The 25,485-nt window shown below is 64.9% G+C and carries 27 protein-coding genes; 5 read left to right on the forward strand and 22 right to left on the reverse strand.

Going from position 1 to position 25,485, the window contains the following annotated elements; translation table 11 throughout:
• Nucleotides 1-95 precede the first annotated feature (95 nt).
• Complete coding sequence (locus tag C2L80_RS03230) at nt 96-1,184, reverse strand: site-2 protease family protein (protein ID WP_103262640.1); 1,089 nt, start codon at nt 1,182-1,184, stop codon at nt 96-98.
• Between the two features lie 1,156 nt (nt 1,185-2,340).
• On the opposite strand from C2L80_RS03230, the gene C2L80_RS03235 reads away from it, so the two are divergent.
• Together C2L80_RS03235 and C2L80_RS03240 are read left to right on the forward strand one after the other, a co-directional pair.
• On the forward strand, nt 2,341-2,532 hold the full coding sequence (locus C2L80_RS03235; protein WP_224759267.1) for a DUF4160 domain-containing protein: 192 nt from the start codon (nt 2,341-2,343) through the stop codon (nt 2,530-2,532).
• 13 nt (nt 2,533-2,545) lie between these two features.
• Nucleotides 2,546-3,217 (forward strand): DUF2442 domain-containing protein, encoded by a 672-nt coding sequence (locus tag C2L80_RS03240; protein WP_087195742.1) that lies wholly within the window; start codon nt 2,546-2,548, stop codon nt 3,215-3,217.
• Here C2L80_RS03240 and C2L80_RS14635 read toward each other — a convergent pair.
• The 21 genes from C2L80_RS14635 to C2L80_RS03340 form a co-directional block, all read right to left on the reverse strand.
• On the reverse strand, nt 3,138-3,617 hold the full coding sequence (locus C2L80_RS14635) for an RNA polymerase factor sigma-54 (protein WP_420820254.1): 480 nt from the start codon (nt 3,615-3,617) through the stop codon (nt 3,138-3,140). The two genes, C2L80_RS03240 and C2L80_RS14635, sit on opposite strands and share 80 nt — an antisense overlap.
• Before the next feature lie 180 nt (nt 3,618-3,797).
• On the reverse strand, nt 3,798-4,622 hold the full coding sequence (locus tag C2L80_RS03250; protein WP_087195744.1) for a biotin--[acetyl-CoA-carboxylase] ligase: 825 nt from the start codon (nt 4,620-4,622) through the stop codon (nt 3,798-3,800).
• Nucleotides 4,623-4,658: 36 nt separating this feature from the next.
• Nucleotides 4,659-5,525 (reverse strand): triphosphoribosyl-dephospho-CoA synthase, encoded by an 867-nt coding sequence (locus C2L80_RS03255; RefSeq protein WP_087195745.1) that lies wholly within the window; start codon nt 5,523-5,525, stop codon nt 4,659-4,661.
• 25 nt (nt 5,526-5,550) lie between these two features.
• Complete coding sequence (madM, locus tag C2L80_RS03260) at nt 5,551-6,315, reverse strand: malonate transporter subunit MadM (RefSeq protein WP_204600524.1); 765 nt, start codon at nt 6,313-6,315, stop codon at nt 5,551-5,553.
• Between the two features lie 12 nt (nt 6,316-6,327).
• A complete protein-coding gene (gene madL / locus C2L80_RS03265) occupies nt 6,328-6,717 on the reverse strand; it encodes a malonate transporter subunit MadL (protein WP_087195746.1) in 390 nt (129 codons plus the stop codon).
• A 63-nt stretch (nt 6,718-6,780) separates the two neighbouring features.
• A complete protein-coding gene (locus tag C2L80_RS03270; protein WP_087195747.1) occupies nt 6,781-6,990 on the reverse strand; it encodes a biotin/lipoyl-containing protein in 210 nt (69 codons plus the stop codon).
• Nucleotides 6,991-7,018: 28 nt separating this feature from the next.
• Nucleotides 7,019-7,711 carry a malonate decarboxylase holo-[acyl-carrier-protein] synthase gene (gene mdcG / locus C2L80_RS03275; RefSeq protein ID WP_087195748.1) on the reverse strand — a complete coding sequence of 231 codons (693 nt, stop codon included), beginning with the start codon at nt 7,709-7,711 and terminating at the stop codon, nt 7,019-7,021.
• Nucleotides 7,712-7,715: 4 nt separating this feature from the next.
• Nucleotides 7,716-8,810 (reverse strand): AMP-binding protein, encoded by a 1,095-nt coding sequence (locus C2L80_RS03280; RefSeq protein WP_129589882.1) that lies wholly within the window; start codon nt 8,808-8,810, stop codon nt 7,716-7,718.
• Nucleotides 8,811-8,820: 10 nt separating this feature from the next.
• Entirely contained in the window at nt 8,821-9,699 is an 879-nt protein-coding gene (mdcE, locus tag C2L80_RS03285; RefSeq protein ID WP_087195749.1) for a biotin-independent malonate decarboxylase subunit gamma, read from the reverse strand.
• A 12-nt stretch (nt 9,700-9,711) separates the two neighbouring features.
• Nucleotides 9,712-10,662, reverse strand: a complete 951-nt coding sequence (locus tag C2L80_RS03290; RefSeq protein WP_087195750.1) for a biotin-independent malonate decarboxylase subunit beta — start codon at nt 10,660-10,662, stop codon at nt 9,712-9,714.
• Nucleotides 10,663-10,665: 3 nt separating this feature from the next.
• Nucleotides 10,666-10,986: a malonate decarboxylase acyl carrier protein gene (gene mdcC / locus C2L80_RS03295; RefSeq protein WP_087195751.1), complete on the reverse strand. Its 321-nt coding sequence runs from the start codon at nt 10,984-10,986 to the stop codon at nt 10,666-10,668.
• Nucleotides 10,987-11,016: 30 nt separating this feature from the next.
• Nucleotides 11,017-12,687, reverse strand: coding sequence for a malonate decarboxylase subunit alpha (mdcA, locus tag C2L80_RS03300; RefSeq protein WP_087195752.1), 1,671 nt, complete (start codon nt 12,685-12,687; stop codon nt 11,017-11,019).
• 54 nt (nt 12,688-12,741) lie between these two features.
• Nucleotides 12,742-13,200 (reverse strand): HutP family protein, encoded by a 459-nt coding sequence (locus tag C2L80_RS03305; RefSeq protein ID WP_087195753.1) that lies wholly within the window; start codon nt 13,198-13,200, stop codon nt 12,742-12,744.
• 52 nt (nt 13,201-13,252) lie between these two features.
• Complete coding sequence (gene madB, locus C2L80_RS03310) at nt 13,253-14,467, reverse strand: Na+-transporting malonate decarboxylase, carboxybiotin decarboxylase subunit (protein ID WP_103262641.1); 1,215 nt, start codon at nt 14,465-14,467, stop codon at nt 13,253-13,255.
• Between the two features lie 33 nt (nt 14,468-14,500).
• The gene (locus C2L80_RS14525) at nt 14,501-14,629 is read right to left on the reverse strand and encodes a hypothetical protein (protein WP_275668726.1); all 129 of its coding nucleotides are present in this window, start codon (nt 14,627-14,629) and stop codon (nt 14,501-14,503) included.
• Between the two features lie 369 nt (nt 14,630-14,998).
• The gene (dxr, locus tag C2L80_RS03315; RefSeq protein ID WP_103262642.1) at nt 14,999-16,357 is read right to left on the reverse strand and encodes a 1-deoxy-D-xylulose-5-phosphate reductoisomerase; all 1,359 of its coding nucleotides are present in this window, start codon (nt 16,355-16,357) and stop codon (nt 14,999-15,001) included.
• A 132-nt stretch (nt 16,358-16,489) separates the two neighbouring features.
• Complete coding sequence (locus C2L80_RS03320; protein ID WP_103262643.1) at nt 16,490-17,419, reverse strand: phosphatidate cytidylyltransferase; 930 nt, start codon at nt 17,417-17,419, stop codon at nt 16,490-16,492.
• Between the two features lie 3 nt (nt 17,420-17,422).
• Nucleotides 17,423-18,205 carry an isoprenyl transferase gene (locus tag C2L80_RS03325; RefSeq protein WP_103262644.1) on the reverse strand — a complete coding sequence of 261 codons (783 nt, stop codon included), beginning with the start codon at nt 18,203-18,205 and terminating at the stop codon, nt 17,423-17,425.
• 297 nt (nt 18,206-18,502) lie between these two features.
• Entirely contained in the window at nt 18,503-19,060 is a 558-nt protein-coding gene (gene frr / locus C2L80_RS03330; protein ID WP_087195758.1) for a ribosome recycling factor, read from the reverse strand.
• 68 nt (nt 19,061-19,128) lie between these two features.
• Nucleotides 19,129-19,845: a UMP kinase gene (gene pyrH, locus C2L80_RS03335; RefSeq protein ID WP_087195759.1), complete on the reverse strand. Its 717-nt coding sequence runs from the start codon at nt 19,843-19,845 to the stop codon at nt 19,129-19,131.
• 247 nt (nt 19,846-20,092) lie between these two features.
• Nucleotides 20,093-21,580 carry a S1C family serine protease gene (locus tag C2L80_RS03340; protein WP_103262645.1) on the reverse strand — a complete coding sequence of 496 codons (1,488 nt, stop codon included), beginning with the start codon at nt 21,578-21,580 and terminating at the stop codon, nt 20,093-20,095.
• A gap of 485 nt (nt 21,581-22,065) precedes the next feature.
• Here C2L80_RS03340 and C2L80_RS03345 point away from each other — a divergent pair, with 485 nt between their 5' ends.
• The 3 genes from C2L80_RS03345 to C2L80_RS03355 are packed head-to-tail and all read left to right on the forward strand — an operon-like array spanning nt 22,066 to nt 25,210.
• Nucleotides 22,066-22,587, forward strand: a complete 522-nt coding sequence (locus tag C2L80_RS03345; protein WP_087195761.1) for a D-alanyl-D-alanine carboxypeptidase — start codon at nt 22,066-22,068, stop codon at nt 22,585-22,587.
• Between the two features lie 33 nt (nt 22,588-22,620).
• Complete coding sequence (locus tag C2L80_RS03350; protein WP_087195762.1) at nt 22,621-23,811, forward strand: iron-containing alcohol dehydrogenase; 1,191 nt, start codon at nt 22,621-22,623, stop codon at nt 23,809-23,811.
• Nucleotides 23,804-25,210, forward strand: a complete 1,407-nt coding sequence (locus C2L80_RS03355) for an aldehyde dehydrogenase (RefSeq protein WP_087195763.1) — start codon at nt 23,804-23,806, stop codon at nt 25,208-25,210. The genes C2L80_RS03350 and C2L80_RS03355 overlap by 8 nt, the downstream gene beginning before the upstream one ends.
• Nucleotides 25,211-25,485: the final 275 nt, after the last annotated feature.

Genomic DNA, 25,485 nt, shown 5'->3' on the forward strand with positions numbered 1-25,485 from the left:
CGTGAGCGGGTGGGCGGCGGCAGAAGCCGGGGCGGCTGCGGGCGGCAGGAGGCAAGTTGCGGCGAGAGAGCGGCTCGCGCCGACCGACAAAACGCCTATCCCCAGTTGCCGAACACGAAGCGCTGGATGTCCTGGTTCGCCATGACCAGGAAGAAGCACACGAACAGCGCCATGCCCGCAAGCGACAGGTAGTTGAGCGCGCGCATGGACACCACGCGCCGCGACACCTTCTGGAACACCTCGATCACGAAGCGCCCGCCGTCGAGCGGAGGGATGGGCAGCAGGTTCATGACGCCGAGCGACACCGAGATCGAGGCCACGAACATCATGGCGCTCATCAGGCCCATGTCGACCGCCTGCTTCGACATGGCGGCGATGCCGATGATGGACGAGGAGCTCTGCACGACCTCGCCCGCCGTGGCCGGGTTGAACAGCCCCGCGACGAGCTGCACCACCATGCCGATGTACATGAAGCCCAGCTGCACGGCTTGCAGGGGTCCCACGGTCACATGGCGGATCTCGCCGGAGGACAGCTGCACGTCCACGCCGATAACCGAGTAGATCACAACGAACAGCGCCACGGCGAACAGCAGGTTCACCGCCACGCCGGCCACGAGGATCACCGAGCGCTTCCAGAACGGAAGGCTGCGGTACTGCTGGCGGTACTCGCTCTCGAACAGCGCGTGCGCATCTTCCACCGGACGCGCCTCGCCCAAGTCGTAGGCGGCGGCTCCGGCGGCAAGCGCCTTCTTCGACGGTCTGACTTCGGGAGCGCGATACGTGTTGAACCGGTCTTTCTTCGTGGGGCCTTTGGCGCTGCCCCACTCGACAAGCTCCTCGAGCGCCTCGTAAGCCTCGTCGTCGGTGATGCCGCAATCGCGCGCGACGTCTTCCATGTTCGCGGTGCCGCGACGGTGCAGGGACGCGAGCGCAGTCTCGAGATGAGGGCTCATCTCCCCCGGCTCCATGCCGCACACCTTGGCGTAACCGCCCAAGAGGATGGGCGTCACGCCGAACTTCGTGCCCCCTTTCGTGAAGCCGATGCTTGGACCTGGCAATCCCAGCATGAACTCGGTCACCCGCACGCCGAACGCGCGCGCAGCCAGGTAGTGGCCGCCCTCGTGGATGAACACGAGGAACCCCAGGATGAGGACGGCGTAGACGATCGTGAGAACAATATCCATGAACTCGAATCCTTCCGAATGCGAGAGCGCGTGTTTCGGGCACCATTATAAGGATGCCGGACCTTGTGCACCGATCTCGAACCGATGTGCGAAAAAAACCTACAAGTGCCCCTCGATTCCCTCACGAACCGAGCACCGCGCAACCGTCTGCCGCCCGCCGAACGGCACCCGTCCCGTTCGCAGCCACACGTCCCTGCCCCCTCCGCAACCAGACCGCCCCCGCCCTTTCGCTTTTTTCCGCTGCACCCCTTCGGTAGACGACCAGCGCCCAGCGAGGACCGCACGCCAGAGCGGACGGCGACGCCCTCGCAGCAGCGCGGAACCCAGCGGAAGCGAGGTCGACGCCATCGAACGCGTGCAGACAAACGGCTGTTTTTTTGGCCACGAAACCGCGTTCTGGCACAACTCCGGCGAAACACCCTTCAGAATGAATCCAACGACCTGGGGTTTTCCGAACTGCCGGATCTCGCTCATCCCGAAGACAGCCGGAAACCGCCTCCGAACGTGCCAGAACGCGGTTTCGTGGCCAAAATCGAACGATCTCGCCGCACGGGCGGCAGCGTTTCGCGGCGCGGACGGTCGCGCACGATCGTCGAGCATCCGTCGAGGGCCCCGTCCCAAGCGATGGGCATGCATCGCCCTTTCCCACAAGTGTCCTTCATCGAGCACGCCGCGGATCCGCGCGCGACGGGCATTTTGCACAGGTGAAGAGGTGCGGCAGACCAAGCATCGCCGCTCCCTTCCCCGCACCCGCTAAACAGCATCGCACGCAGCAGTCGCTTACGCGATCGCGAGGGGAGCCGTCAATACGAGCGCTCCCCTGCCACCGCATGATGCCGCACGAGCGAAGCATTCGCCCGAAACGCCGACAGCGCACCGAAATCATGTTGGCTAAACGTCAGAACCGCATCGAACACACACCCGAATCACATGGGAAGCGCGTCGGATCCGCATCGGAACCACACAAGCTTTCGCCGAGCATCCGCTGGAGACGCGCCATCGGCACGCAAGATCCGCCCGCTACAATGAATCCAGCGGGCCCGCGCAACGACAACCAAAGCTTCTTTTGAGAGGACGACCATGCCGGAATTGAGCTCCTTCTACGGCATCCGCATCTTCATGCGGTTCGAGCAAGGCTCGAGGCACCACAAACCACATTTCCACGTTTTACTATGGAGGCCGTGAAGCGGTATACTCGCTCGATGGGACGTGCCTCGCCGGGAGACTCCCACCCAAGCAGGATAAGCTCGTGCAGACGTGGACGTGCCTACACGAGGAAGAGCTTAAAGACAACCGGTATCTTGCAATCAGAAATTGCGACTGCTATCGGATAGCGCCGTTACGCTAGGAGCCTCACCTTCATGACATGGACGACCGACAAACGGATTCTCGATTTCTCCACCACCGACAACGGAAAGCTCGTCATGGATTGGAGCGACGACACCCGCCGCGTGTTCGACACCCGACCGTACGCCCGCGGCTTCCTCGCCCCTTTGAGCGATCCCTCCTACTTCGAAAAAGCCTATCTGCAGAACCGTGGCAGTACCATCGCCTGGCCCGACGGTCAGGACTTCGCACCGGAGTGGCTCTACGAAGGCTCGGACATCATCGAGCAGTCGGGGCAACTCCCGCCCCGAAGCGACCTGATGACCTGGAAGAACGGGAAGTTCATCTTGCGCTTGGAACCGGTCTGCGACGACACGCTCGTCCTTCACTGGAGCGATGGGACCGTGCGCGCGTTCAGCGTATGGGGAAATGCGGACAGCGAGTCCATCGAGAGGCTCTCCGACCAGGCATACCTTGCCCAAGCGCGCATCTCCCTCAGCAGAGATGCCGGCACCTGGCCAGGTGGAGAGCGTTTCGAGGCACGGACGCTCTACGAACGCTCGAGGATCGCGGGCGGCGTCCGAAGCGAGCGCCAAACAGCCCCCTCCTCCGAAGCGAACGTAAAGCCTAACGATAGCGCCGCTCGGAAGCCGAAGGAATGCCGAGCTCTTGACGGAACCGAGCAACAGTCCTTCGAGAGAGGTTGACGCCGCGACGCGCAAACTCTTCGGATATCTTCTGATCGCTCAAAGGATGGGAAGACCGCTCGTTTGCCACGATATCGCGCAACACCATGCGCAGATCGCCGTCTGCCGAAGGTCGAGCGATAGTCGAATGCGAGAACAGCGACCTCATGGGAAGCACGCCCCATCGGCATTGCACATAGGATCCTTTGACCGCGCGGCTCACCGTCGACACGCTCAGGGACAAGTCTTCGGCAACTCGACCCATAGTCACTTCGCTTCGGTAGCGAGGACCGAACATGAAAAACGCCTTCTGTCTCTCTGCCAACCTCTCGGCGATGCTCAGCATAAATATCGGGAGCTCCCCGTCCGGCATCGAAGACCGTCTCTGCCCGAAAACCATCAGCACATCCGCGAAGGCCATCGGAAAGAAAACGTCCGCGCAAACCACCCGCAACGTCAGCAAGCACAAAATGCGACATTTTCTCCACCGTCCACAGTGCCATCCTCAAAGAGCTCATCGATAGCAAGTCTTTTTCGCTGCGAGTAAAGCGCGCTCGCAGCAAAAAAGACGGATACGCTGCACGACACCCGTACCGAAAGTTCAAGCGTTCGAAGCGCCAGACTGCGAACCGCTCGCTCGCACCTCGAACACGAGATCGCCCGAGAGGATCGTCCGAACACCCTCGTCGGGAACCTCGACAAGAAGCCTACCCTCCCCGTCGATGCCCAAAGAAACACCGCTTACCTCGCCGTCGACGTCGCTTATGCGCACCGGCTCGCCCAAGCCGATGGCGTGAGCGATCCACGAATGCCTGATCTGAAAGAACCCATCCTTCAAAAGGCGGCGGTAATTCGCCTCCAGCCTTTCAAGCACCGCGCACGCACACGCCTTCCGCGACACGGGCGCGCCGGCAAGCTCTTGCAAGCTGGTCGCTACGTCGGAAAGCTCCTTGGGAAACGATACCGAGCCCACGTTGATCCCGATACCTACGTTTACCCAAGCCACGCGATCGCCTTCGACAGCCATCTCCGCTCGGATACCGCAGAGCTTGCGCCACCGATACGGTCCGCTTGCTGCAAGCACGTCGTTGGGCCACTTGATGCCCACGGAAAATCCCAGGCCGTCAAGCGCCTCCGCAACGGAAACCGCCGCGGTCAGCGTCAAGAGGGGAGCGCACTCAGCCGACAGGTCAGGCCGAAGCAGCGCAGTCATCCATACGCCTTCCCCCGGTGGCGAGTACCACCGACGGTCGAAGCGGCCCGACCCCGCTGTCTGGCAATCGGCCACTACCAATGTGAATTCGGCTTCGCCCCGCTCGGCCAAACGCTGGGCCTCTGTCATCGTAGATGCCACAATCTCATGAGCGTGAATGCGCCAGGAGCTGTCCGATCCAAGCCCTTCCTCTATATCCTTTGCCTCAAGCACCTCTCCGTCCCTCCCTTGAGCAGTTGCGAATGCCCCCTAGCGCACCTCAACAGGGAACGAGCCGCTCTCCCATAGATGGCAGGCAACCGTGACCGACAGCAAATCGGCGCTGCCGCCCGGGCTCAACCTGCGCTCGCGGCAATAGCCGTCGATTCGACCGTACGCCTTGCGCCCTGCGTCAGTGAGCAGCCCGCCCGAACGGCACGCCTCGTCGGCCAAGGCGCGCAGCCCCGAAAGCCCCTCAACTCCTCCGCGCCACAGCACCGTCGTGTCCTCGACGCCCCGCATGAGGTGGACAAGCGCATGCCGCAACGAATCGGAAAGCTGCAACCCCGCCGCGAACGCCTCGCGCAACGCGGGCAAGCCCTCGTGCTCGACATGCGGAAACCCTGCCTCCACTTCCCCGCGAATGCCCGTGGCCCCAAAAGCTCGGTACAGTTTTTCACCCGCCGTGACAGGCTCCTTCACACCATCCAGCTCGCGCTCGACGATCCCGCGAGTCGCCTCGCGCACGTACGCGAACACCTCGTCGAGACGCACCTCCCCGTACAGCCCTTGCACCCGGGCAGCGGCCGCAGCCAAAAGCCCGAGCGCGAACAGGGCACCTCGCTGCGTGTTCACCCCATGCGTGGCCTCAAGAAGATCGTCTTCCGCGACCACGCCAAGACGGCGAACCTCCCTCAGAAGCTCGGAAGGCTCGCCATCAAAGTGCAATCCCGTCCCGACGATACGGTAAAAATGCGGAAGAAGGGCAACGGATCCGCTCATGAACGTCAGGATGCTCATGTCGTCATGACTTCCATTTCCGTCGGAGCACACAAGACCAGGTTTGCCCGGTGTTGCCACTTCCAGCAAAAGCCCATGCACAACCGGCTGCGTCAAACGCCAGCAGACCGCATCCATGCCCTCTCCCTCCGCAACATTTGCGTTACAACAGCGTCGTCATCGCCAAGTACAGCACCGACGGACACAAAAGGCATCCAAGCCCCGTGTAGAACGTGGCAGTCATGGCCCCATACGGCACAAGGCGTGCATCGGTGGCCGCAAGACCCGCCGCCGTTCCGCTCGTAGTGCCCATAAGGCCGCCGTAGATCATCGCCGCTTTAGGATTGTTGAGCCGCAACGGCTTGGCCAGCACCGGAGTGATGATCATGACAACGATCGATTTGATCACGCCGATGGCGATGCTGATGGCCACCACGTCGGAGGTGGCTCCCACCGCAGCACCGGTGACCGGCCCCACGATGAACGTGACCGCGCCAGCCCCGATGGTGGTCATGCTGGCCACGTCCGTGTACCCGAAGGCAAACGCGAGCACAACGCCCAGAATAAATGCCAGCACCACGCCGATAAGCAACGAAAGAATCCCAGGCAGACCCGACTTTTTGATTTCCTCAAGCCGCGCGCCAAACGCCGTGGAGATGATGGCGAAGTCACGCAGCATCGATCCTCCCATGACGCCCAACCCGCTGAACAGGGCCACATCGCTCAAGCCCTTGCTGCCGCCCGTGGCGATACCGCCGATGAAAGCGAGCACCAACCCCAGCACGATGGCGATGGCCGAGCCGTGAATGCGACCCTTCGTCAGCTTCGAGAGCCCGTACGACACCCACATCACAACGCCAACCACGGCAAACGACATGACCAGACCGTAATCGGTCATAATGCCGACAATGATATCCATGATATCCATAGCGCTTCACCCCTATCCTTGCTCGATGGGAGGCAAGGGATCCGAAGGCTTGCCCAGCTTCTGCAGAACGGGAACCAAAAGAAGCGGAATAACCACGACCACAATCCCCGAAATGATGGCGAGCGCCCCGCCGCCGACGATGGCTGATGCCACGTCCTGACACGCCGTCATAGCCACCACGACGGGGATGTACATTGCGCTCCAGAACGTGATACCGCTCTGAGCCTTTTCGGAAAGCTTGCCCTCCTTCGTGAGCTTGCTCGATATCAGGATGAGCGCCAGCATGGCGAAACCCACGCCGCCGACGTTCGAATCCACACCTGTGACAACTCCGAGCACGTCACCGCAGAACATACCGAGGAACATGCAGCCAGCTAGCAAGGTCAATCCGTAAACAACCATGTCATGCCTCTCTTCAATCGCCGGAAGCGGCGCCCCGCTACCGGGACGCCGCACGTCCGCCTGCTACTCGATGACGAACATCACATCGCCTGCGTTCACGCGATCACCGACAGAGAAACGCACCTCCTTAACCATACCGTTGGCAGGACAGGCGATGCTCTGGCGCATCTTCATGGCCTCCATCACGCCGAGGATGTCCTTCTCATGCACCTCGTCGCCCACCTTGACGTTGATCTCGAGCATCTTTCCGGGAACCCTGCTCTTCACGTCCATTTCCTTCTCCTTCTCTTCGTAGAACCCTTTATCTATGATTCATAACGACGGCTTCTTCCTTCGAGAAAAGCCGCACGTCGTTGAACCCTTTGGCAAGAACGCTGCCGCTGTCGGAGCAGAACTCCCCGAGCTTGGCGGCCCATCCGCCCTCAAGCTCGATCTCGGCGTCAATCCGCACGCCTGTCCGCTCCTCCACATCCAGCAGCCCTTCGTGCAACCGCTGCGCCTCGTCCGACCCCTCGCAACGCACGAGCAAATCCAGATCCGAGGTGCCGTCGCAATACGGCAGCCCCGTGGCCAGCTCGAGCGCGGCGGAGCCGAACACCCCGCACGCCAGCCCTTGCCCGCGCGCGAAGCGCAAGGCGCGCGACAAAGCGTCGAACACCGGCAGTGGGCGCAGCATGGCCGTTCGGGCCAACCCCGCCACCTGGTACGGATCGCGCACCAGCGTCACCGCCGAGCGGGGGACGCACGACGACAGGCGCAAACGCATGCCGTCTTTGCGGAAGGGGGACGAAAACCCCACGCACAGGCCCTCCGCCCCCTGCTCCTGGCGCCGCACGATGCCCGGCACCAGCACGCCGTCGAAGCCGTCGACCGCAAGCTCGCGGATCTCCTCCTCCGACCACGCCTTCGCATCTCCCACCACCTCCACCGCCATGGCCCGGCGCGCCGAAGCGGTCAAGGTCACCAGGTCGTGTCGCCTGAAGAGAGCTTTCACCCCCCTACCTCCGCTTCATCCACACCGGGTCGGACTTCGACTGCGACTGGAAGCGCTCCTGCGCCTCCAGAAGCCGTGCGAACAGCACGGTCTTGCGAGGGTCGTCGATCAGATGCGACGACCCCTCAAAACCGGTGGCGGGCCGAAGCTCCAGCACGTTGGCGACCGCGCCCGTCTCCAGCTCGGGATCCACCCGCACCACCCTGCCCTTGATGCGCAGGATGCTTCGCGCCGCCCGCTCCACCGTCATGGCGGAACGGGCCGTGCTCGCCTTCACCACCACGTCGTGCTCGCACCTCGTGCGCTGGCGAGCGTAGGTGGGCAGGCTTCCCTCGCCGCCCAGCACATGCCCGCCGCTTGCGGGAAAGCTATCGCCCGTGGGCAGTCCGCCCACCGCAAGCGCAAGCCGGCCCTCTCCCTCCGGCAGCAGCGAGAGGTCGTCTCGCAGCGGCTCGCCGTCCATGGCGATCCAACCGAACTCCTGGCAGCCGTACAGGTCGTGCACGGACGCATCCAGCGCCCGCGCCGTCTCCAAAAGCTCCAAGTCAAGCGGCGTCCCACTCGCAAAGAGGACAAGGCCGCGCGGAACCAGGTCCCAAAGCCCCAGCCTCTTCGCATCTTCAAGCGCCGCCCGCAAAAAGCTCGATTCGCCGATCACCAGACGCGGACGGTCGCGGCACAACGCGACCAAAAACGCGTCCCGCGAGGAATGCGACAAGAACCGGGGGCGCACCGCCGTATCGTCGAACACCCGGCGCGAGAACACGTTGACCAGCGGCGGGTAGCACACAAGCAGGTCCTCCCCCGCCTGCGCGCCGACGCGCTCCAAGGCGGCCACGCCGGCGGCAACGCGCTCGGGCAGCTCCTCGTGCGTGACGCCCACGATGTTTTGGAACGCGGTGCTGCCCGTGGTGAACGTGACGTAGGCCACGTTCAGGGGCGTGTGCACCTCCTCGATCACGTGAGCGCTCGTCGGCCCCGCCGCAAGCTTGTCCTCCAGCGCGCGCCGCGGCATCTCCGCGAAGCTCGGCGCCGTGGAAAACTCGTCAACAGCCTCGGCCATCTGCTCGAGAACGGCTCGCGCCTCCCGATCCTCCATCGCAAACCCCTTACAGGTACTCGCCCGCCACTGCGGCGAACTCCTCGCGCATCCGCGCGATAACCGGCAGGCGCACGGTACGCCCGCCGCGCTCCTCGCCAAGCTTGCCGTGGTACATGGGACCCGAGGCGTCAGGCTCGCCGGAGAGCTTGGCGGCCTCCACCTCGCCGATATGGCGCTCGACGGCGCTGCCCATGTCCTCGACGTTCTCCACAAGCTCGTCCACGCCGCCCAGGCGGTAGAAGAACTCGGGGCCTGCGGCGAACACGGGGTTTTCCTTCGACAGCTTCTCCAAGCGCTCGATGTCCATCTTCGTGATGCGCGAGATGCTCGTGATGGGCATGACGTGGATCATCGTGCCGAACTCCGGCGACAGCGAAAGAATGTGGTCGGCCTGCAGGCCATGGCACAAAAACGCGCCCGAGATGGCGCGCCCGATGACGAGCGCGATCACGGCATGCCCCGCCTTGCGGGCCTCGGCGAGCGCCAGCTGGTAGGCTCCCGTGGCCTTGTTCATGCCGAAGATCTCCTCGATCTTGCCCGGCCCGTTGCCCGGCGTGTCGACGATGAGCACGAGCGGTCGCTTCTCGCCGATCTCCTTGTCGGCGTCCTGGTCGATGACCCGGTACACCGTCTTGGCCATCTTGTAGGCCTCTTCCATGCCGATGACGCCGAAGTACACCACCGGGAAGCGCTCGTTGAAGGCCTGGGCGTCGTTGGCGATCACCACCACGTCGCGGCCGCCGAGCCTCGCCTCGCCCACCACGGCGCCGGGACCGAGATCCGCAGGGGCCTCCCAGTCGCCGATTTTGTTCTCATGGAAGCTGCCGTCCTCCACGATCATGTCGATCGCGTCGCGCCCTCTTCCGATCATCGACTCTACAGTCATGGCTTCCCTCCTCTACCGACGCTTGGCCGCACGCAGGAACTCTTCAGTGGTTTGCTCGGGGATGCCCGCAGGATCCTCGTTGCCGAAGTACGCCCACACGTCGCGCGCATCCTTCGGCTGGATCTCGCAGGACAGCTCCACGAGGTCGAGCTGCTCGTCGACAAGCTCCTCGGAGCCGATGCGACGGTTCTTCACGATCTCGTCGTAGGGCTTGGACAGCACGTCGGCAAGCGCCTCCTTGAACGAGGCGATGGAGTCCTCGACCAGGTAGTTGCAGTCGCGCATGATGTACTTGTGCTTGCCGCCGGTGGTGCGGTAGACAAGCGCGCGGTCCGCGGAGTCGAACTCGGCCTTGCCCATCTCCTGCTCGATGACCTCGGGGCCGGTAAGGCCCAGGCGCCCAAGCTCGCTCATGACCACCACGTCGGTGGCGGCGGCCACGAAGCCCATGCCGCCGAAGCAGCCCACCTTGCTGCCGATCATGGCGATGACGGGGAACTTGCCCTTCGTCTCCTGGATCTGGTCCATCACCTCGGCATGGGCGAGCAGGCCGGCGTTGGCCTCGTGCAGGCGCACGCCGCCCGTCTCGAACGAGATGACCACGGCGGGAAGCCGCTCGGCCAGCTCGTCGGGATGCTCCTCGAGAATGCGCTCGTACATCTGGCGAGCCAGCTCGAAGGTGCCCACCATCTTGGCCCCGTGAACCTCGCCGACGGCGCCGCCGATGAAGCGGCCCTCCTGCGAGATCACGAACACGGGATGCTTGCCGACGAGGCCGACGCCCGTCACCACGCCGTCGTCGAACTCGATGGCCTCGCCCAGCACCGGCAGGTGCGGGCTGCTCATGCGGTCAGCCGGACCGCACAGCTCGGTGAAGGTCCCCTCGTCGACCAAGCCCCGCGCACGCTCGCGCGCGGTGGCCTCGTAAAAGCTTTTGCCCGAGAGCTTGTCCTGATCGGTCATCGCTTACGCCTCCTTCCGCGCCTCTTCGACCGCCTGGCGCATCCTCATGCCCACCACGACGGGCGTCGCATTGTTGTCGTTGATCTCCACGCTCACATCCGCCAGGCCGGAGTCGCGCACGAAGCGATCGAGCACCTTCTCCCACACCTGGTCGAACCCGGTGACGGGCGTGATCACCTTGAACTCGACCGCGCCATCGAGATCCTTCCTCTCGAACATGACCTCCATGTCGCCCGAGCCCACCACGCCGGTGTGGCTCCATTCGACGGGCAACGGCTTGGGGTCGTCGGCTTTGAACGTGAAGCTCAGTTCGGTCAATGCCATTGCGTGCCTCCTTCGATCTTTCCGTTCGGGTTACCAGTTGCGGAAGCGGGCCGGCGGGTTGTACAGGCCGTTAGACCACTTCACCAGGTCTTTCACGTTCTTCGCCGCAAGCATGCTGCGGTTGGCGCGGGCAACGTCGATGCCGAGGTCGGCCGGCGTCTTGAAGATGCCGCGCTCGCGCAGCCCGGCCGTCTCGGCCGGATCCTCCTGCATGCCGACGGAGGTGAAGCCCGCCACCGCGCGGATCGCGGCCATGCGCTCGGCCATGGTCGTGCACTTGTGCAGGTAGGCGATGCCCTCCTCCGTGACGATGTGCGTGAGGTCGTCGCTGTAGATCATCACGGGCGGCAGATCGAGGTTGGCGTTCTTGGCCAGCTTGACGGCGTCAAGCTCCTCCACGAAGCCGGGGGCCAGCTTCTCGCGGAACGTCTCCTGCAGCTGCACCACGAGGCGCTTGCCGCGCGGCAGGTCGCCCACCAGCTCGCTTTGGATGCCGTACTCCTCGCCGCACTTGAGCCAGCCCGGCGTCGCATGGCGGCGGCCCTTCGCGTCGCAGCCCATGTTGGGCGCGCCGCCGAACCCGGCCACGCGCGTGGCGGTGGCGGTGCTGGAGTTGCCGTACTTGTCGATCTGCAGCGTGCCGCCGATGAACAGGTCGAGCGCGTAGTGGCCGGCCGTCTGCGAGAACGCGCGGTTGGAGCGCATGGTGCCGTCGGGACCCACGAAGAACACGTCGGGACGGGCCGCCACGTAGTCCTCCATGCCCACCTCGCCGCCGAACGAGTGGACGGACTTCACCCAGCCCGACTCGATGGCGGGAATGAGCGTGGGATGCGGGTTGAGCGAGAAGTACGAGCAGATCTTGCCCTTAAGCCCCAGCTCCTCGCCGTAGGTGGGCAGCAGAAGCTCGATGGCGGCGGTGTCAAATCCGATGCCGTGGTTGAGGCGCTGGATGCCGTACTCGCCGTAGATGCCCTTGATCACCATCATGGCGCGCAGCACCTGCGAGTCGGTGATGAGGGCGGGGTCGCGCGTGAACAGCGGCTCCACGTAGAAGGGCTTGGGAGCCTGCACCACGAAGTCCACCCAGTCGCCGGGGATGTCCACCCGCGGCACCTCGTCGACGATCTCGTTCACCTGGGCCACCACGATGCCCTGCTTGAACTTGGTCGCCTCCACGATGACGGGCGTGTCCTCGGTGTTGAAGCCCGTGAACAGGTTGCCGTTCTTGTCGGCGCTCACGGCCACGGTCAGCGCCACGCGCGGCGTGAGGTCCATGAAGTAGCGGCCGTACAGCTCCAGGTAGGTGTGGATGGCGCCGATCTCTATCTTGCCCTCGCGCACGTACTCGGCCAAACGCCCGGCCTGCGGCCCGGAGAACGAGAAGTCCAGCTTCTTGGCGATGCCCTTGTCGAACACGTCCAGGTGAGTGCCCATGGACAGCACCGACTGCACCATGTGCAGGTCATGCACCTTCGCCGGGTCGACCTTGCACAGGCACTCGGCCAAGAAGTCGGCCTGCTTCTGGTTGTCGCCCTCGATGTTGAGCTTGTCGCCGGGCCTGATAACGGCCTCGAGCAACGCCACCGTGTCGTCGGCGGCCACCACCTTGCCCTCCTGAACGTAGGGCCGCGCAGCGGCCCGGCGCTCTTCGGCGTCCCGCTTGAGCGAGTCCCAAACTGCGGTCGGTTGGTTCGTCATGCTCTCTCCTTTCGATAGTGGAAGTTGCGCGGTCGGCCCGCGTCGCCCGCCCGCTCAGTCGGGCAGATGCATCACGCCTAACCCCACGCGCTCGTGGCACGAGAGCGAATGGAGCGACGACGAGCCGAACAGCGCAACGGCGACCCATTTGTCGTTGCGAACGATGGCCACTTTCACAGCCAGGTTCACCGAGGAGGCCACGTTGACGATCAGCCCCCGTTTCGCCTCCTCGGACGCGTGCACCAGCGCATGGACGGATCGGGGTTCCTTCTCCACCAGGCCCGAGTTGAGGGCCGCGCCGATCACGGCGCGTGTCATCTTCTGCTGAAAATCCCCCTCGCTCGAACCGCCCACCTCCGTGGCAACGCAGCGGAACCCCTGGAGCGAGAGCGTCCTTCGGTACGATTCCTCCTCGGCGTCGGTCTCGGTCATGGCCAGCAAGAGCGCTTTCCTACCCAACCCAAGCGGAGTCACACTCTCGTTCCTGCTGCTCGAACCTGCGTGCCGCTCCATGCGCGATCACCCCTTTTTCCTCAGGCCCTTGCGGGCGATTTCCGGAAGAAAGCTACAGGACAAGCGATATGGTCGCCACGAACACGCCTGTGGCGATGGCGGAGACGATCACACCGCCGATGTTGCACCCCATGGCGATGGGGATGATGATGGCGAAGGGGTTCTCCTCCTCGGCGGCATGCTGCGCGAGCTTCGTCGTGGTGGGCACGCACGACACGCCCGCGATGCCGACCACCGGGTTGAACGTCTTGCCGCGGCGCTTGTCGAACAGGTACACGATCCAGCCGCCGGCCAGGCCGCCCACCGCCGAGATGGCCAGGGCGAGGATGCCCAGGATGAGCACGATGCCGACCACCGGGTCGAGGATGGTGCTCGCCTCGCACAGCGTTCCGAGCACCAGGCCCAAGAACATCGAGGAGACGCTGGTGATGACGCCTTCGAACAGCTCCTGGTAGGGCAGGATCTTCGCTTCCTTCACCGCCATGCCCAGGAAGAACGAGAGCATGAGCGGAGCGGCCACCGGCAGAAGCAGGCACAGGATCAGGCACACCACCACGACGAAGATGAACTTGGACTTCGACGAGGCCTGCGGCATGTCGAACTCAACGTCAAGCCCGCGGTACTTCTTGGGCACGAGCGCCTTGATGATGTAGGGGTAGCCCGCGTAGGTGAGGCTCAGGTACAAGTAGGCGATGATGGACACGGACACGAACATGTCAGGCGACATCATGAGCGTGCCGAACAGCACCATGGGGCCGTCCGCGCCGCCGATGGTGGCCACGGAGGCCGCCTGCGCAGGATCAAGCCCGAAGAGGTTCACGCCCAAAGACAGCGTGGCGAACGTGCCCATCTCGGCGAAGATGGCGATGATGATGCACGTCCAGGGGCGGGCGAGCAAAAAGCTCAGCTCGCTGCGGGCGCCGATGCCCATGAACACCAAGCACGCGATGAGGTTGTTGCTGAACGTGAAGTTGTAGATGGGCTGCAGGAAGTTCACCTGGATGGCTTGCATGAGATCGTCGGTCTCGGAGACAAGCGGGTCGATGATGAGGGTTCCCGTGGAGCCGTCGCCCAAGAACAGGACGCCGGCGTTGACAGCGATCATGCCGAGGCCCATGGGAACCATGATCAACGGCTCGAGCTTGCCTTTGAAGCCATAGAACGCCAGCACGAAGCCCAGCAAGATGAGGGCGACGCGCACGGCGCCAATTAGGGGATCATCGAAAAGCGTGAAGATCCCGGGGAAGATTTGCATCAAGATATCCATCTGGACATCCGTTCCTTTCCGTAACTGACGATCCTACTGCTCAGAGTCTTGGGAGCCTTTTCCGTTCATAGCTTTGTTGATCAGGACGACGACTCCGATCACGAAGAACGATATGAGGGCCGTCAGCCCATACGTGAAAAGCATGTACACGTTGATGTCCACCCCGGTTTCACCTCCTTAAGCACAAAAAAAGAAGCAGAGAATCGAACTTTGAGCTCTAATTCTCTGCTTCTCGAAAGCCTGCTATGATGCCTCGCCCTCAACGGGCGGTGCATGTTTGTGTGGAGCTTCGGGATCTCGCGCACGGGCTTGAACGCCCGCGCAATTTCTATAGGCGAATCGTATATCGGGCCTTTACCGTTTGTCAAGAGAGAATTTTACGGCAATGGCGAATGACGGAGGCGGGGGACGCGGGGCGCGGGGATGCAAGCGCCTGCCGGCCTACGGCCGACGCGGCAAGTGCGGAAAAGAGGGCGGCAACCCGGCAAACGCGGCCCTTAAGCGCCTGCGGCGAGGCGCGCGGCTAGGCGGCTAGCGCACGTTCCGGCGCGCTTCGGCGCGGGCCCATGCGTCCAGCTCTTCCAGCTGCTCAAGGCTCTCCACCCGCTGGACGCCCGCAGCCTCGTGCGCCTCCATGACGGCTTCCACGCACTCAGCAATGCCGAGATAGGTGCCCTCCCCCGCCAGAAACGCGGCCACGGCCACCTCGTTGGCGGCGTTCATCACGCACGGCAGCGTGCCGCCGGCGGCGCCAGCATGGCGCGCGAGGGCAAGGCAGCGGAACGTGCCCTCGTCGGGCGCGGCGAACTCGAGGCCGCCCAGCCGCGTGAAATCGAGCGGCACCACGGGGGCGTCCCAGCGCTCGGGGTAGCTGAGCGCGTACTGGATGGGGATGCGCATGTCGGTGGTGCCGAGGTGCGCTTTCACGCTGCCGTCGGCGAACTCCACCATCGAGTGGATGGCGCTCTGCGGCTGCACCACCACGCTGATGCGGTCGTAGGGCATGGCGAACAGGTGGTGCGCCTCGATGACCTCCAACCCCTTGTTCATGAGGGTGGACGAGTCGATGGTGATCTTCGCGCCCATGTTCCACGTGGGGTGCGCGAGCGCCTCAGCCGCCGTGACGTCCGCCAGCTGCGCGCGCGTGCGCCCGCGGAAGGGGCCGCCCGACGCGGTGACCCACAAGCGCGCCACCTCGCGCGCGTCCTCGCCGATGAGGCATTGGTAGATGGCGCCGTGTTCCGAATCGATGGGCATGAGCGCGCCGGCGGGACCGTGCGCGGGGGCCGTGCCGGCCGCACGGCGACGGGCGTCCGCCCGGGCGGCCAGCGGCATGATGAGGTCGCCGCCCACCACGAGCGATTCCTTGTTCGCAAGCGCCAGCACCTTGCCCGCGGCGAGCGCGTCGCAGCTGGCGCGCAAGCCCGCCGCGCCCACGAGCGCGTTCACCACCACGTCGGCCTCGGGCAGCTGAGCGAGCGCGGCCACGGCTTGCGCGCCGAAGCCGAGCGAGCCTTCGCCGCGCTCGGTGCCGGACGAGCGCGCATCCGCATTCGACGCGTCGGACGTGCCCGCAGTCGCGCGCAGCCCGCCTTGCGTCGCCCGAGCGCCCGCAACCCCCGACACCCCGACCGCCGCCTGGGCCGCGGCGCATCGCAAGCCGCCCTCCGCCTGGGCGCGCAGATCGTCCGCGACGGCCTCGCCCTCCAGCCGCTCGTCGCCCACCGCAAGGTGCCGCACGCCGAACTCGCGCGCCTGGGCCAGCAGTTCCTCGGCACGCGAATTCGCCGCCAACGCCACGACCTGCAGCTTGTCGGGATGCCGTCGCGCCACGTCGAGCGTCTGCGTGCCGATGGATCCCGTGGACCCCAAAACAACGATCCTCTTCATGCCCTCACCTCGTCGCTTGATCGCACTTTCGCCTCGCAGCCCCACATCAGAAGACAGCACCGCAGGCATCCGCAGCCGAAGGCCTCCCGTTCGCGCCGTCGGACAACACCGCTCGTCTCCCCGCCCGCTTCGTCAGGCCAGCGGGACAGGGTACGGGATGCAGCCGAACCCCACCAGCAGGATGGCCGACGTGACCGCCACGAGGAACAGGGAGTCGCATCGGTCGAGCAGCCCACCATGCCCCGGCATGATGGTGCCGGAGTCCTTGAAGCCGCTGTTGCGCTTGATGCGGCTCTCGGCCAGATCGCCCAGCACGCCCATGAGCCCGCTGATCACGCCGAACGGGATCGCCTGGGCGATGCTCATCTCAACGCCGGGTATGAGCGTCATAAGGCACCAGAACGCCGCCGAGCCCGCAAGCCCTGCGAAGAACCCCTCCCAGCTTTTCTTCGGGCTCGTGCGCGGCGCCAGCTTGTGCTTGCCGAACCTGCTTCCCACCAGATAGGCGAACGAGTCGTTCGCCCACACGCTGAGGAAGATGGCGAGCACGAGCACGCCTCCCCACGGATCGGGCAGAGCGGTGCGCACGACGATGATGCCCGAGAGCAGCATGCCGCAGTAGGCCGCGCCGAAGAAGCTCACGCCCACGTCGGGCACGCGCGCCCGCATCCAGAACACGTACCACACGATGAGCGCGAGCAGAAGCGCCAAACTCACGTACAGCGCGCCGGTCAGGCCAAGCGCGAACACGCTCGTCGGATAGAGCATGGCGGCGATGATCCCGAGCATCTCGTTGGGCAGCTTCGCGTCCTGGCGCAGCATGTAGTAGAACTCGCCGGCCGTGATGCCGGCCGTGGCCACGAGCAGCGCGAGCGTCGTCCAGTCGCTGATGAGCGCGCACAGAACCGACACCGCCACGTACACGAACCCGGTGCGAAACCTCACCTGCAAATCGGTGGCGTTCTTCAGCTTCTCGGGCGTCTTCTCGTAGGCAAAGTCTTTGATGCGCCCCGCACGCGTGCGGTCGCCATCCCCCTCGCGCGCGCCGTCAGGCCGCGACATCGCTTACTTCACCGCCCCGAAGCGGCGGTCGCGCCCCTGGTAGTCCAGAAGCGCCCGCAAAAACTCGTAGCGGTCGAAGTCGGGCCACAGCACGTCGGTGCAGTAGAACTCGGAGTAGGCGATCTGCCACAGCAGGAAATTCGAGATGCGCATCTCCCCCGACGTGCGGATCACAAGGTCGGGGTCGGGCATGCCGGTCGTGTACAGGCCGCGCGCGAACGCCTCCTCCGACACGGCGGCCAGCGGGTCGCGCCCCTCGGCCTCCTCCAACAGCGCGCGGCGCACGCACCCCTCCACCGCGTGCAGTATCTCCTGACGCGAGCCGTAGTTCACGGCCACGGCCAGCGTCATGCCCGTGTTGCCGCGCGTCTTCTCCCACGCCTCGTCGAACGCGGCGCGCGTGGCCTCGGGCAGCGCCGACACGTCGCCGATGGTGCGCACGCGCACGTGCTCCTCGTGCAGCCCGTCCACCTCGGCCAGCATGGTCTTGGCGAACAGGTCCATGAGGCCCACCACCTCGTCTTCGGGCCGCTTCCAGTTCTCCGTGGAGAACGAGTAGATGGTGAGGTAGCGCACGCCCACGTCGGAGGCGCAGCGGATCGTCTCGCGCACGGCCTCGATGCCGGCCTTGTGGCCGCGCAGCCGGTTGAGCGCCCGCTTCTTCGCCCAGCGCCCGTTGCCGTCCATGATCACGGCCACGTGCTGCGGCACCCGCGCAGGGTCGAGTTGCCGCGGGTCGAGACCCTCCGGAGGATTCGGGAATATGTAGTCGAGCGGCTTGTTCAAGGAGGTAGCACTTTCTGTCGTACGCCGAACACCCAGGTTGATCTTACGGTCGCAGGGCAAACAGGCAAGCAGCCCAAAACTCACAGGTTGGCGCAGTAAGTCAGCGAGAAGCGTCGCGGTGCCCCAGATCGTGGGGAAGGCGATGGCGAAGCGTACTTCGGTACGCGAGCTATCGGCTTCGCCGCGAGATGGGGTGCCCCGACGCTTCGCAGCGTCGACTTCGTTCCGCCGTTCGGCAGAACGGCGGAATCCGACGCAGCGTCGAGCAGTTCCGCGGGCCGTAGGCCCGCGGAACCCCTAGATCTCCATCACCTCGGCTTCCTTCTTCTTGAAGACGGCGTCCACCTCGGCGATGTACTTGTCGGTGAGCTTTTGCACCTCGGCCTGGCCGCGGCGCTCGTCGTCTTCGGGAAGGCTCTCCTCCTTGACGGTGCGCTCGATGGCGGAGTTGGCCTCCTGGCGCGCCTTGCGCACGGCCACGCGCGCCTCCTCCGCGTAGGTCTTGCACTGCTTCACCAGCTCGCGGCGGCGCTCCTCGGTGAGCGCGGGGAACGGCAGACGGATGACCGAGCCGTCGTTGGAGGGCGTCACGCCCAGGTCGCTCTCGAGGATGGCATGCTCGATGGCGCGAAGAACGCCCTTGTCCCACGGCTCGATGACCAGCAGGTGCGCGTCGGGCGACTTGATGCCGGCCATCTGGTTCACCGGTGTGGGCACGCCGTAATAGTCCACCTTGATGCGGTCGAGCAGCATGGCGTTCGCGCGACCCGTGCGCACCGAGCCGAAGTTGTCGTGCAGCGAGGAGACGGCCTTCTTCATGCGCTCCTCAGCCTGCGTGAGAATGTCGTTGACCATTGTTGCGGTTCCTTTCACCCGACTTCGGACGCGCGCCCCAGGGCATCGGCGCGCGCGTTCGCCTCTGCCTATTCTACCGTGGTTCCGACGTTTTCGCCCTTCAAAGCGCGCGAAATGTTGCCCTTCTCGGTCAGGTCGAACACGATCATGGGAACATGGTTGTCCATGCACAAAGACGTGGCCGTGGAGTCCATGACGTTGAGGCCGCGCGACAGCACGTCCATGTAGCTCAGGCGGTCGAAGCGCTTCGCGTCCGGGTTCGCCTTCGGGTCGCTGTCGTAGACGCCGTCCACCTTCGTGGCCTTCATGAGCACGTCCACGTCCAGCTCGCACGCGCGCAGCGCGGCGGTGGTGTCGGTGGTGAAGTAGGGGTTGCCCGTGCCGGCCGCCAAGATGACCACGCGGCCCTTCTCCATGTGGCGGATGGCGCGGCGGCGAATGTAGGGCTCGGACACCTCCTGCATGGTGATGGCGCTCTGCACGCGCGAGAAGATGCCGTGGCGCTCGAACGCGTCTTGCAGCGCCAGCGCGTTCATGACGGTGGCCAGCATGCCGATGTAGTCGGCCTGGGCGCGGTCCATGCCCTCGGCCGAGCCGGCCAGCCCGCGGAAGATGTTGCCGCCGCCCACCACGACGGCCAGCTGCACGCCGTCATGCACGACTTCGGCGATCTGGTCGGCCAGATCGTCGACCACCTTCGGATCGATGCCGTATCCGACGTCTCCTGCCAGCGCCTCGCCGGACAACTTGAGCAGCACGCGGTCGTATCGGTATCCTCCAGACATAAGCCCTGTCCTCTCGATGGTCGATCGTTCTCCTAAGCGCCCCCATCTTACCTGAAAACGCAAACAGCCGCGACAAAGCGCGACCGTTTCCCGTCACTTCACGCAAAGGACAGACAGAAACCTGCTGGAAGGAGTGCCCGTTCGCGTGCGCGGCACAGCGCGCTCGCACCTGCGGCGAACCCCGATGCGACGCGAGCCCCCGACAAAACGGGGGCTCGCAAGGAGAGAGGGGAAAGGAGTGGGCGTCTTATGCGGCGTTCTGCTGGGAGCCTGAGCCACCCCCGAAGAGGCGGTCGAGCAAGGACTCCTGAGAGGTTCCGCTCTGCTGTTGGGTCGAAGCGCTTTCCGAGGAATCGTCGGAACCGAGCGTGACTTCAACTTCCTTCGTCTCGCCGTTGCGGTTCACCTCGAGCGTCACCTTGTCGCCAGGGTTCTTCGAGCGCACGGCCAGCATGAGGTCGCTCGCTGACTCCACGGCGCCGCCGTCGAACTTCGTGATGATGTCGCCGGCCTCGATGCCCGCCTCAGCTGCGCCGGAACCGGGATTTACACGGGCCACGTACGCGCCGCTGTCGGCAGGAAGGCCGTAGCGCTGGGCGTTCTGCGCGTTCACGGTGGACAGCGACACGCCGAGTTGCGCATGGGTGGGCGTCTTGCCGTCGATGATCTGCTGGGCGATGTTCACCGCGTAGTTCACCGGGATGGCGAAGCCCACGCCGGAGTAGTTGCCCGAATAGGACGTGATGAGCGTGTTGATGCCGATGAGCTTGCCGTCGGCGTCCACGAGCGCACCGCCGGAGTTACCGGGGTTGATGGCCGCATCGGTCTGGATGAGGTTCGCGTAGATGGTGGGCTCTCCCGTGCTTTGGCCGCTGAACGGGTCGGTGCCGCTGTCCATGATCTGCGAGCGGCTCGTGGCCGACACGATGCCCGTGGCCACGGACTGCTCCAGCCCGAAGGGGCTGCCGATGGTCATGACCCATTCGCCGATGATGAGCTCGTCGGAGTCCCCCACCTCGATGGGCGCAAGGCCGCTCGCGTCCTTTGCCTTGATGACAGCCAAATCGGAGCTGGGATCGGTGCCGACGATCTCAGCGTCGTACTGCTCTCCCCCGACGGTCACCTTGAGCGCGTCGGCACCTTCCACCACATGGTTGTTCGTGATGATGTAGCCGTCCTCCGTGAGCACGACGCCACTGCCGAGCGACGACTGCGTGAGCGTGTTGGAGTCGGCGCCGCTGTTCGCGCCGGATCCGTAGCCATAGCCGTACAGCCCGCCCATGGACGACTGATTCGTGTACACGTCGATGGCCGCGACGGAGGGAAGCGCCTTCTTGGCGACGGCCTCGGCGAGCGTGGGATCCTCGTCGCCGGCGTCGACCGAGCCCGAGCTTTGCGCACCGAGCTGGGTGTGCTGGCCGTCGTCGGACGAGCCGCCCGAGTTGCCGGTCGCGGCCTGCCAGATGGCGAACCCGCCCAGGCCGATGACGCAGGCGAGCGCCGCGCCGCAGAACGCGAGCAAAAAGGTGCGCAGACCGTGCGACTTCCGCTCAACCGAGACAGGCGCGGGCGCGCGATAACCTTGGGGCTGCACCGGCGCTTGGTACGAGGATTGCTGGTACGTCTGCTGATAGGAGGGCTGCTGGCCCGCAGGGGCCGTGTGCTGGGCGTGCTCCTCGCCCGGCTTCGGCGGCTGCGCGCCGCCCTCGGGAGTGACGCCATGCATGTCGGTCATATGCTTCACGCTCCTTGAATTCGCAATGGTCATGATTCGTCGTGCGTATCTGTTGTGATGCGGTCACCTTACCACGAGGGTTTCCGAGCCGGGCATCCTGCGCCCAATTGTCATCTTCGCGTCACGGAATTACACCGACCGGTGTACATCGGCCGACCGCGCGTACACCGGCCAGAGCATGCGCGACAAGGGGCGTGACAAAGCGTGACAAAGGGACGGGGATAGTGTCACATTGCAAGGCAAGATCGGAGAGAAGAAGATGGAAGAAACGGCAAGGGGCAAGGCCGCAGCGCAAGCGCGGCGCGCGCACCGGATCAAGCCGGATGAGGCGAGGGGCGTCGGACACGGATCGCAAGACCCCCCCCCCCGCAAGACCTCCCGCGAACCGTGCGGCGAAGACTTCGCGCTTTTCCGTCGCGACCATCAGCAAAACGCGCGCCGACGGAGTATCATACGAATGTCTCCGCCGTCATCGAAGGAGCCTCATGGACGATCGACCGCTTTCGCCCCGCACGCTGGGCCAACGTCTTCAAGCGCTGTACGTGCGCGTGCTGCTGCGGCTGCTGCCGCACCTCATCTCGCTGTTCCGGCACGTCTCGCCGAAGATCCGCGCCGAAGTGGACTATTTGAAGCCCGGCTACGCGTTTCTGCTCACCGTGCGCGGCACGAACCTCGCGTGCGTGTGCCGCCGCACGGAATCGGGCGCGTTCAAGCGCGTGCCGCCCGCCCGCCTCGCGCGCGACGTGGAGCCCGGCAGCGGGCTTCCCAGCACCGACGCGTCAGCCGTCACCGTGGACTACGTGATCGCGTTCCGTTCGCTCGCGTTCGCGTTTGCCTGCTTCTCCGGCGGCGAGACGCTGAAGGAAGCGCTGGCCGAGCGCGCGTTCTCCACCCGCGGCCCCAACGACACGGGCGTGGCCCTCACCTATATGTTCACCGCGCTGCTGCGCATGTTCTTCGGCTGGCGCGGCGCGTACCGGGCGGCGAAGCGCGTGGCGCGCGGCTAACCCGGCGGCCCATCCACTTCCGAGGAGGTTCCCTTGAACGGTTTTGAATTCTTCTGCCCCACGAAAATCGTGTGCGGGGCGCATGCGCTCGACAAGCTGCCCGACGAGTTGGCATCGCGCGGGGTAAAGCACCCGCTCGTCATGACCGACGCGGGGCTCATGAAGCTGGGCGTGGCGGCGAAGCTCACCGACGTGCTGGACGCCGCCGGCGTGCCGTACGACGTGTTCGACCAGGTGCCGCCCGATTCCTCGATGGACGTGGTGAACGAGGTGGCGCAGCTATACGGCCGACGCGGCTGCGACGGCTTCGTAGCCATCGGCGGCGGCTCGGTCATCGACACCACGAAGGGCGCGGCGGCATCGCTGGCGTGCAAGGGCGTCGATTTCGCCACGTTGCAGGGCTCCGAGATACTGAACGCCGACCTGCCGCCGTTCATCGCCGTGCCCACCACGGCCGGCACGGGCAGCGAGGTGACGCTCGTGGCCGTGGTAGCCGACACGAAGGCGCACGCCAAGCTGTCGTTCACCTCGTACAAGCTGGTGCCGCACGCGGCCATCCTCGACCCCGCGCTCACCGCATCGTTGCCGCCGAAGCTCACGGCCACCACCGGCATGGACGCGCTCACGCACGCCATCGAGGCGTACACGTCCATCCAGAAGAACCCGGTGAGCGACGCGTTCGCCGTGAAAGCCATCGAGCTGATCGCGGCGAATCTGCCCGTGGCTTGCGCGAACGGCGGCGATACGGACGCGCGCACGAACCTGGCGCTCGGCTCGCTCATGGCGGGCGCGGCGTTCTCGAACGCGATGGTGGGCATCGTGCATTCCATCGGCCATTCGCTGGGCGGCCTCTGCCACATCCCGCACGGGCAGGCCATGATGATGCTTCTGCCCCACTGCGTGAAGTTCAACCTCGACCGGGGGATTCACGCCGGCCAGTACGGGGAACTGCTGCCCTATCTGGCACCGGAAAAGGCCGCCGAGCTGGGCGCGAACGCCACCGCCGCGCAGCGCGACGAGGCGATGTGCGCATCGCTGTTCGCCCTAAACGCGTTCTTCCACGACACGTACGGCGTGCCGCTGACGCTGGCCGATCTGGGCGTTTCGCGCGACGCGCTGCCCGCCGTGGCAAAGCAAGCCCGCTACGACGGCTCGGCTTTGTACAACGCCACCGAGATCACCCTGGAGGACGCCACGACCATTCTGGAGGCCGTATATGAGTAGGCAGGTTTTCAACTCCGTGGCCGACGTTGAGGCCGCCGCGCAGAAACTGCGCGATTTCCACGCCACCGGCACGCCGGCGCACGTGCCCTACCGCCGCGAGGCGCTGGTGAAGATGAAGGCGTACCTGAAGGCGAACGAGGAGCGCATTCTGGAAGCCCTGCGCGCCGACCTGGGCAAATCGCGCTTCGAGGGCTACGCCACGGAGCTCGGCATCGTCTACGACGAGATCAACACGTGCCTGAAGCACCTCAACTCGTGGACGCGTCCGCGCCGCGTTGCCTCCCCCATCGTGCATTTCCGCAGCTCGTCGAAGGTGTATCCCAGCCCGCTCGGCGTGGTGCTGGTGCTCTCGCCGTGGAACTACCCGCTGCAGCTGGCGCTCGTGCCGATGGTGGACGCCATCGCCGCCGGCAACTGCGTGGCGCTGAAACCCTCGCGCACGTCGAAAGCCACAAGCGAATTCCTCATCGACATGCTGACCGACATCTTCCCGCCCGAATACATCTGCGGCTTCCCCGGATCGGGCCAGATGAACGACTGGCTGCTGGAGGTGCGCTGGGACAAGATCTGCTTCACCGGCAGCCCGAACGTGGGCCACACCATCATGGCCGCCGCCTCGAAATTCCTCACCCCCGTGCTGCTGGAACTAGGCGGCAAGAGCCCCTGCATCGTGGACGAAACGGCGAACGTGAAGCGCGCGGCGCAGCGCATCGCGTGGGGCAAGGGCATCAATAGCGGCCAAACCTGCGTGGCACCCGACTACTTCCTCGTGCATGAGAACGTGGTGGACGATCTGATCAAGCAGTTGGACGAGTGCTTCCACCAGTATTACGGCGCGGACATTCTGACCTGCGACGAATGGCCGCACATGATCAACCGCCACCATTTCGACCGCGTGATGGGGCTCATCGAGAACCGCAACCCGAACGCACGCGTGGCGTTCGGCGGGCGCGGCGACGCGGAGACGCTGCGCATCGAGCCCACGTGCCTTACCGGCGTGACGCTCGACGACCCCGTGATGGGCGAGGAGATCTTCGGCCCCGTGCTGCCCGTGCTGACGTACCGCACGCTTGACGAGGCCTTTGACATCGTGCGCACGTTCGAGAAGCCGCTTGCGTGCTACGTGTTCAGCGACGACAAGCAGGTGCAGCACCGCGTGCTCACCGAGCTGCAATTCGGCGGCGCCACCGTGAACGACGTGGTGATCCACCTCGCGAACAACCACATGGGCTTCGGCGGCGTGGGCAACTCCGGCATGGGTGCCTACCACGGCAAAGTGGGCTTCGACGCGTTCACCCACTACAAATCCACCCTGAAGAAGGGCACGTGGCTCGAACTCCCCGTACGCAACCCCCCGTTCGGCGACAAGATCAATCTGCTGCGCATGCTGATGCGGTAAGCGGGGCGCGACCGCCCCACGCGCAGGAGGTCGCCGTAAAATGCGGAGGTTTTGCGGCGGGCGAAACAATTCGGCGACGAAGAGCGTCTTATCATCAAAGAGGAAACGGCCCGACAACAGGTCGGCGGCATTGCGCTGGCAACCAACCGCCCCATCCATAGCTTCGCGCGTCACCGAACGGGAAGCGAACGGGCCGCCCCGATGCCATGCCGAACGCCGTCGGTCTGCCGCGGGCGCCGAACCGAGAGGAAAGCACCTGGCCCTTATACACATCT

This window comes from Rubneribacter badeniensis, from assembly GCF_002899695.1.
In the GTDB taxonomy this organism is placed as follows: domain Bacteria; phylum Actinomycetota; class Coriobacteriia; order Coriobacteriales; family Eggerthellaceae; genus Rubneribacter; species Rubneribacter badeniensis.

Bases quoted from the DNA above. Each gene is read 5' to 3' on its own strand.
- C2L80_RS03230 (WP_103262640.1), bottom strand. From the start codon at position 1,184: ATGGATATTGTTCTCACGATCGTCTACGCCGTCCTCATCCTGGGGTTC.
- C2L80_RS03240 (WP_087195742.1), top strand. From the start codon at position 2,546: ATGACATGGACGACCGACAAACGGATTCTCGATTTCTCCACCACCGAC.
- C2L80_RS14635 (WP_420820254.1), bottom strand. From the start codon at position 3,617: ATGGCCTTCGCGGATGTGCTGATGGTTTTCGGGCAGAGACGGTCTTCG.
- C2L80_RS03255 (WP_087195745.1), bottom strand. From the start codon at position 5,525: ATGGATGCGGTCTGCTGGCGTTTGACGCAGCCGGTTGTGCATGGGCTT.
- madM (WP_204600524.1), bottom strand. From the start codon at position 6,315: ATGGATATCATGGATATCATTGTCGGCATTATGACCGATTACGGTCTG.
- madL (WP_087195746.1), bottom strand. From the start codon at position 6,717: ATGGTTGTTTACGGATTGACCTTGCTAGCTGGCTGCATGTTCCTCGGT.
- C2L80_RS03270 (WP_087195747.1), bottom strand. From the start codon at position 6,990: ATGGACGTGAAGAGCAGGGTTCCCGGAAAGATGCTCGAGATCAACGTC.
- C2L80_RS03280 (WP_129589882.1), bottom strand. From the start codon at position 8,810: ATGGAGGATCGGGAGGCGCGAGCCGTTCTCGAGCAGATGGCCGAGGCT.
- mdcE (WP_087195749.1), bottom strand. From the start codon at position 9,699: ATGACTGTAGAGTCGATGATCGGAAGAGGGCGCGACGCGATCGACATG.
- C2L80_RS03290 (WP_087195750.1), bottom strand. From the start codon at position 10,662: ATGACCGATCAGGACAAGCTCTCGGGCAAAAGCTTTTACGAGGCCACC.
- mdcC (WP_087195751.1), bottom strand. From the start codon at position 10,986: ATGGCATTGACCGAACTGAGCTTCACGTTCAAAGCCGACGACCCCAAG.
- mdcA (WP_087195752.1), bottom strand. From the start codon at position 12,687: ATGACGAACCAACCGACCGCAGTTTGGGACTCGCTCAAGCGGGACGCC.
- C2L80_RS03305 (WP_087195753.1), bottom strand. From the start codon at position 13,200: ATGGAGCGGCACGCAGGTTCGAGCAGCAGGAACGAGAGTGTGACTCCG.
- madB (WP_103262641.1), bottom strand. From the start codon at position 14,467: ATGGATATCTTGATGCAAATCTTCCCCGGGATCTTCACGCTTTTCGAT.
- dxr (WP_103262642.1), bottom strand. From the start codon at position 16,357: ATGAAGAGGATCGTTGTTTTGGGGTCCACGGGATCCATCGGCACGCAG.
- C2L80_RS03320 (WP_103262643.1), bottom strand. From the start codon at position 17,419: ATGTCGCGGCCTGACGGCGCGCGCGAGGGGGATGGCGACCGCACGCGT.
- frr (WP_087195758.1), bottom strand. From the start codon at position 19,060: ATGGTCAACGACATTCTCACGCAGGCTGAGGAGCGCATGAAGAAGGCC.
- pyrH (WP_087195759.1), bottom strand. From the start codon at position 19,845: ATGTCTGGAGGATACCGATACGACCGCGTGCTGCTCAAGTTGTCCGGC.
- C2L80_RS03340 (WP_103262645.1), bottom strand. From the start codon at position 21,580: ATGACCGACATGCATGGCGTCACTCCCGAGGGCGGCGCGCAGCCGCCG.
- C2L80_RS03345 (WP_087195761.1), top strand. From the start codon at position 22,066: ATGGACGATCGACCGCTTTCGCCCCGCACGCTGGGCCAACGTCTTCAA.
- C2L80_RS03355 (WP_087195763.1), top strand. From the start codon at position 23,804: ATGAGTAGGCAGGTTTTCAACTCCGTGGCCGACGTTGAGGCCGCCGCG.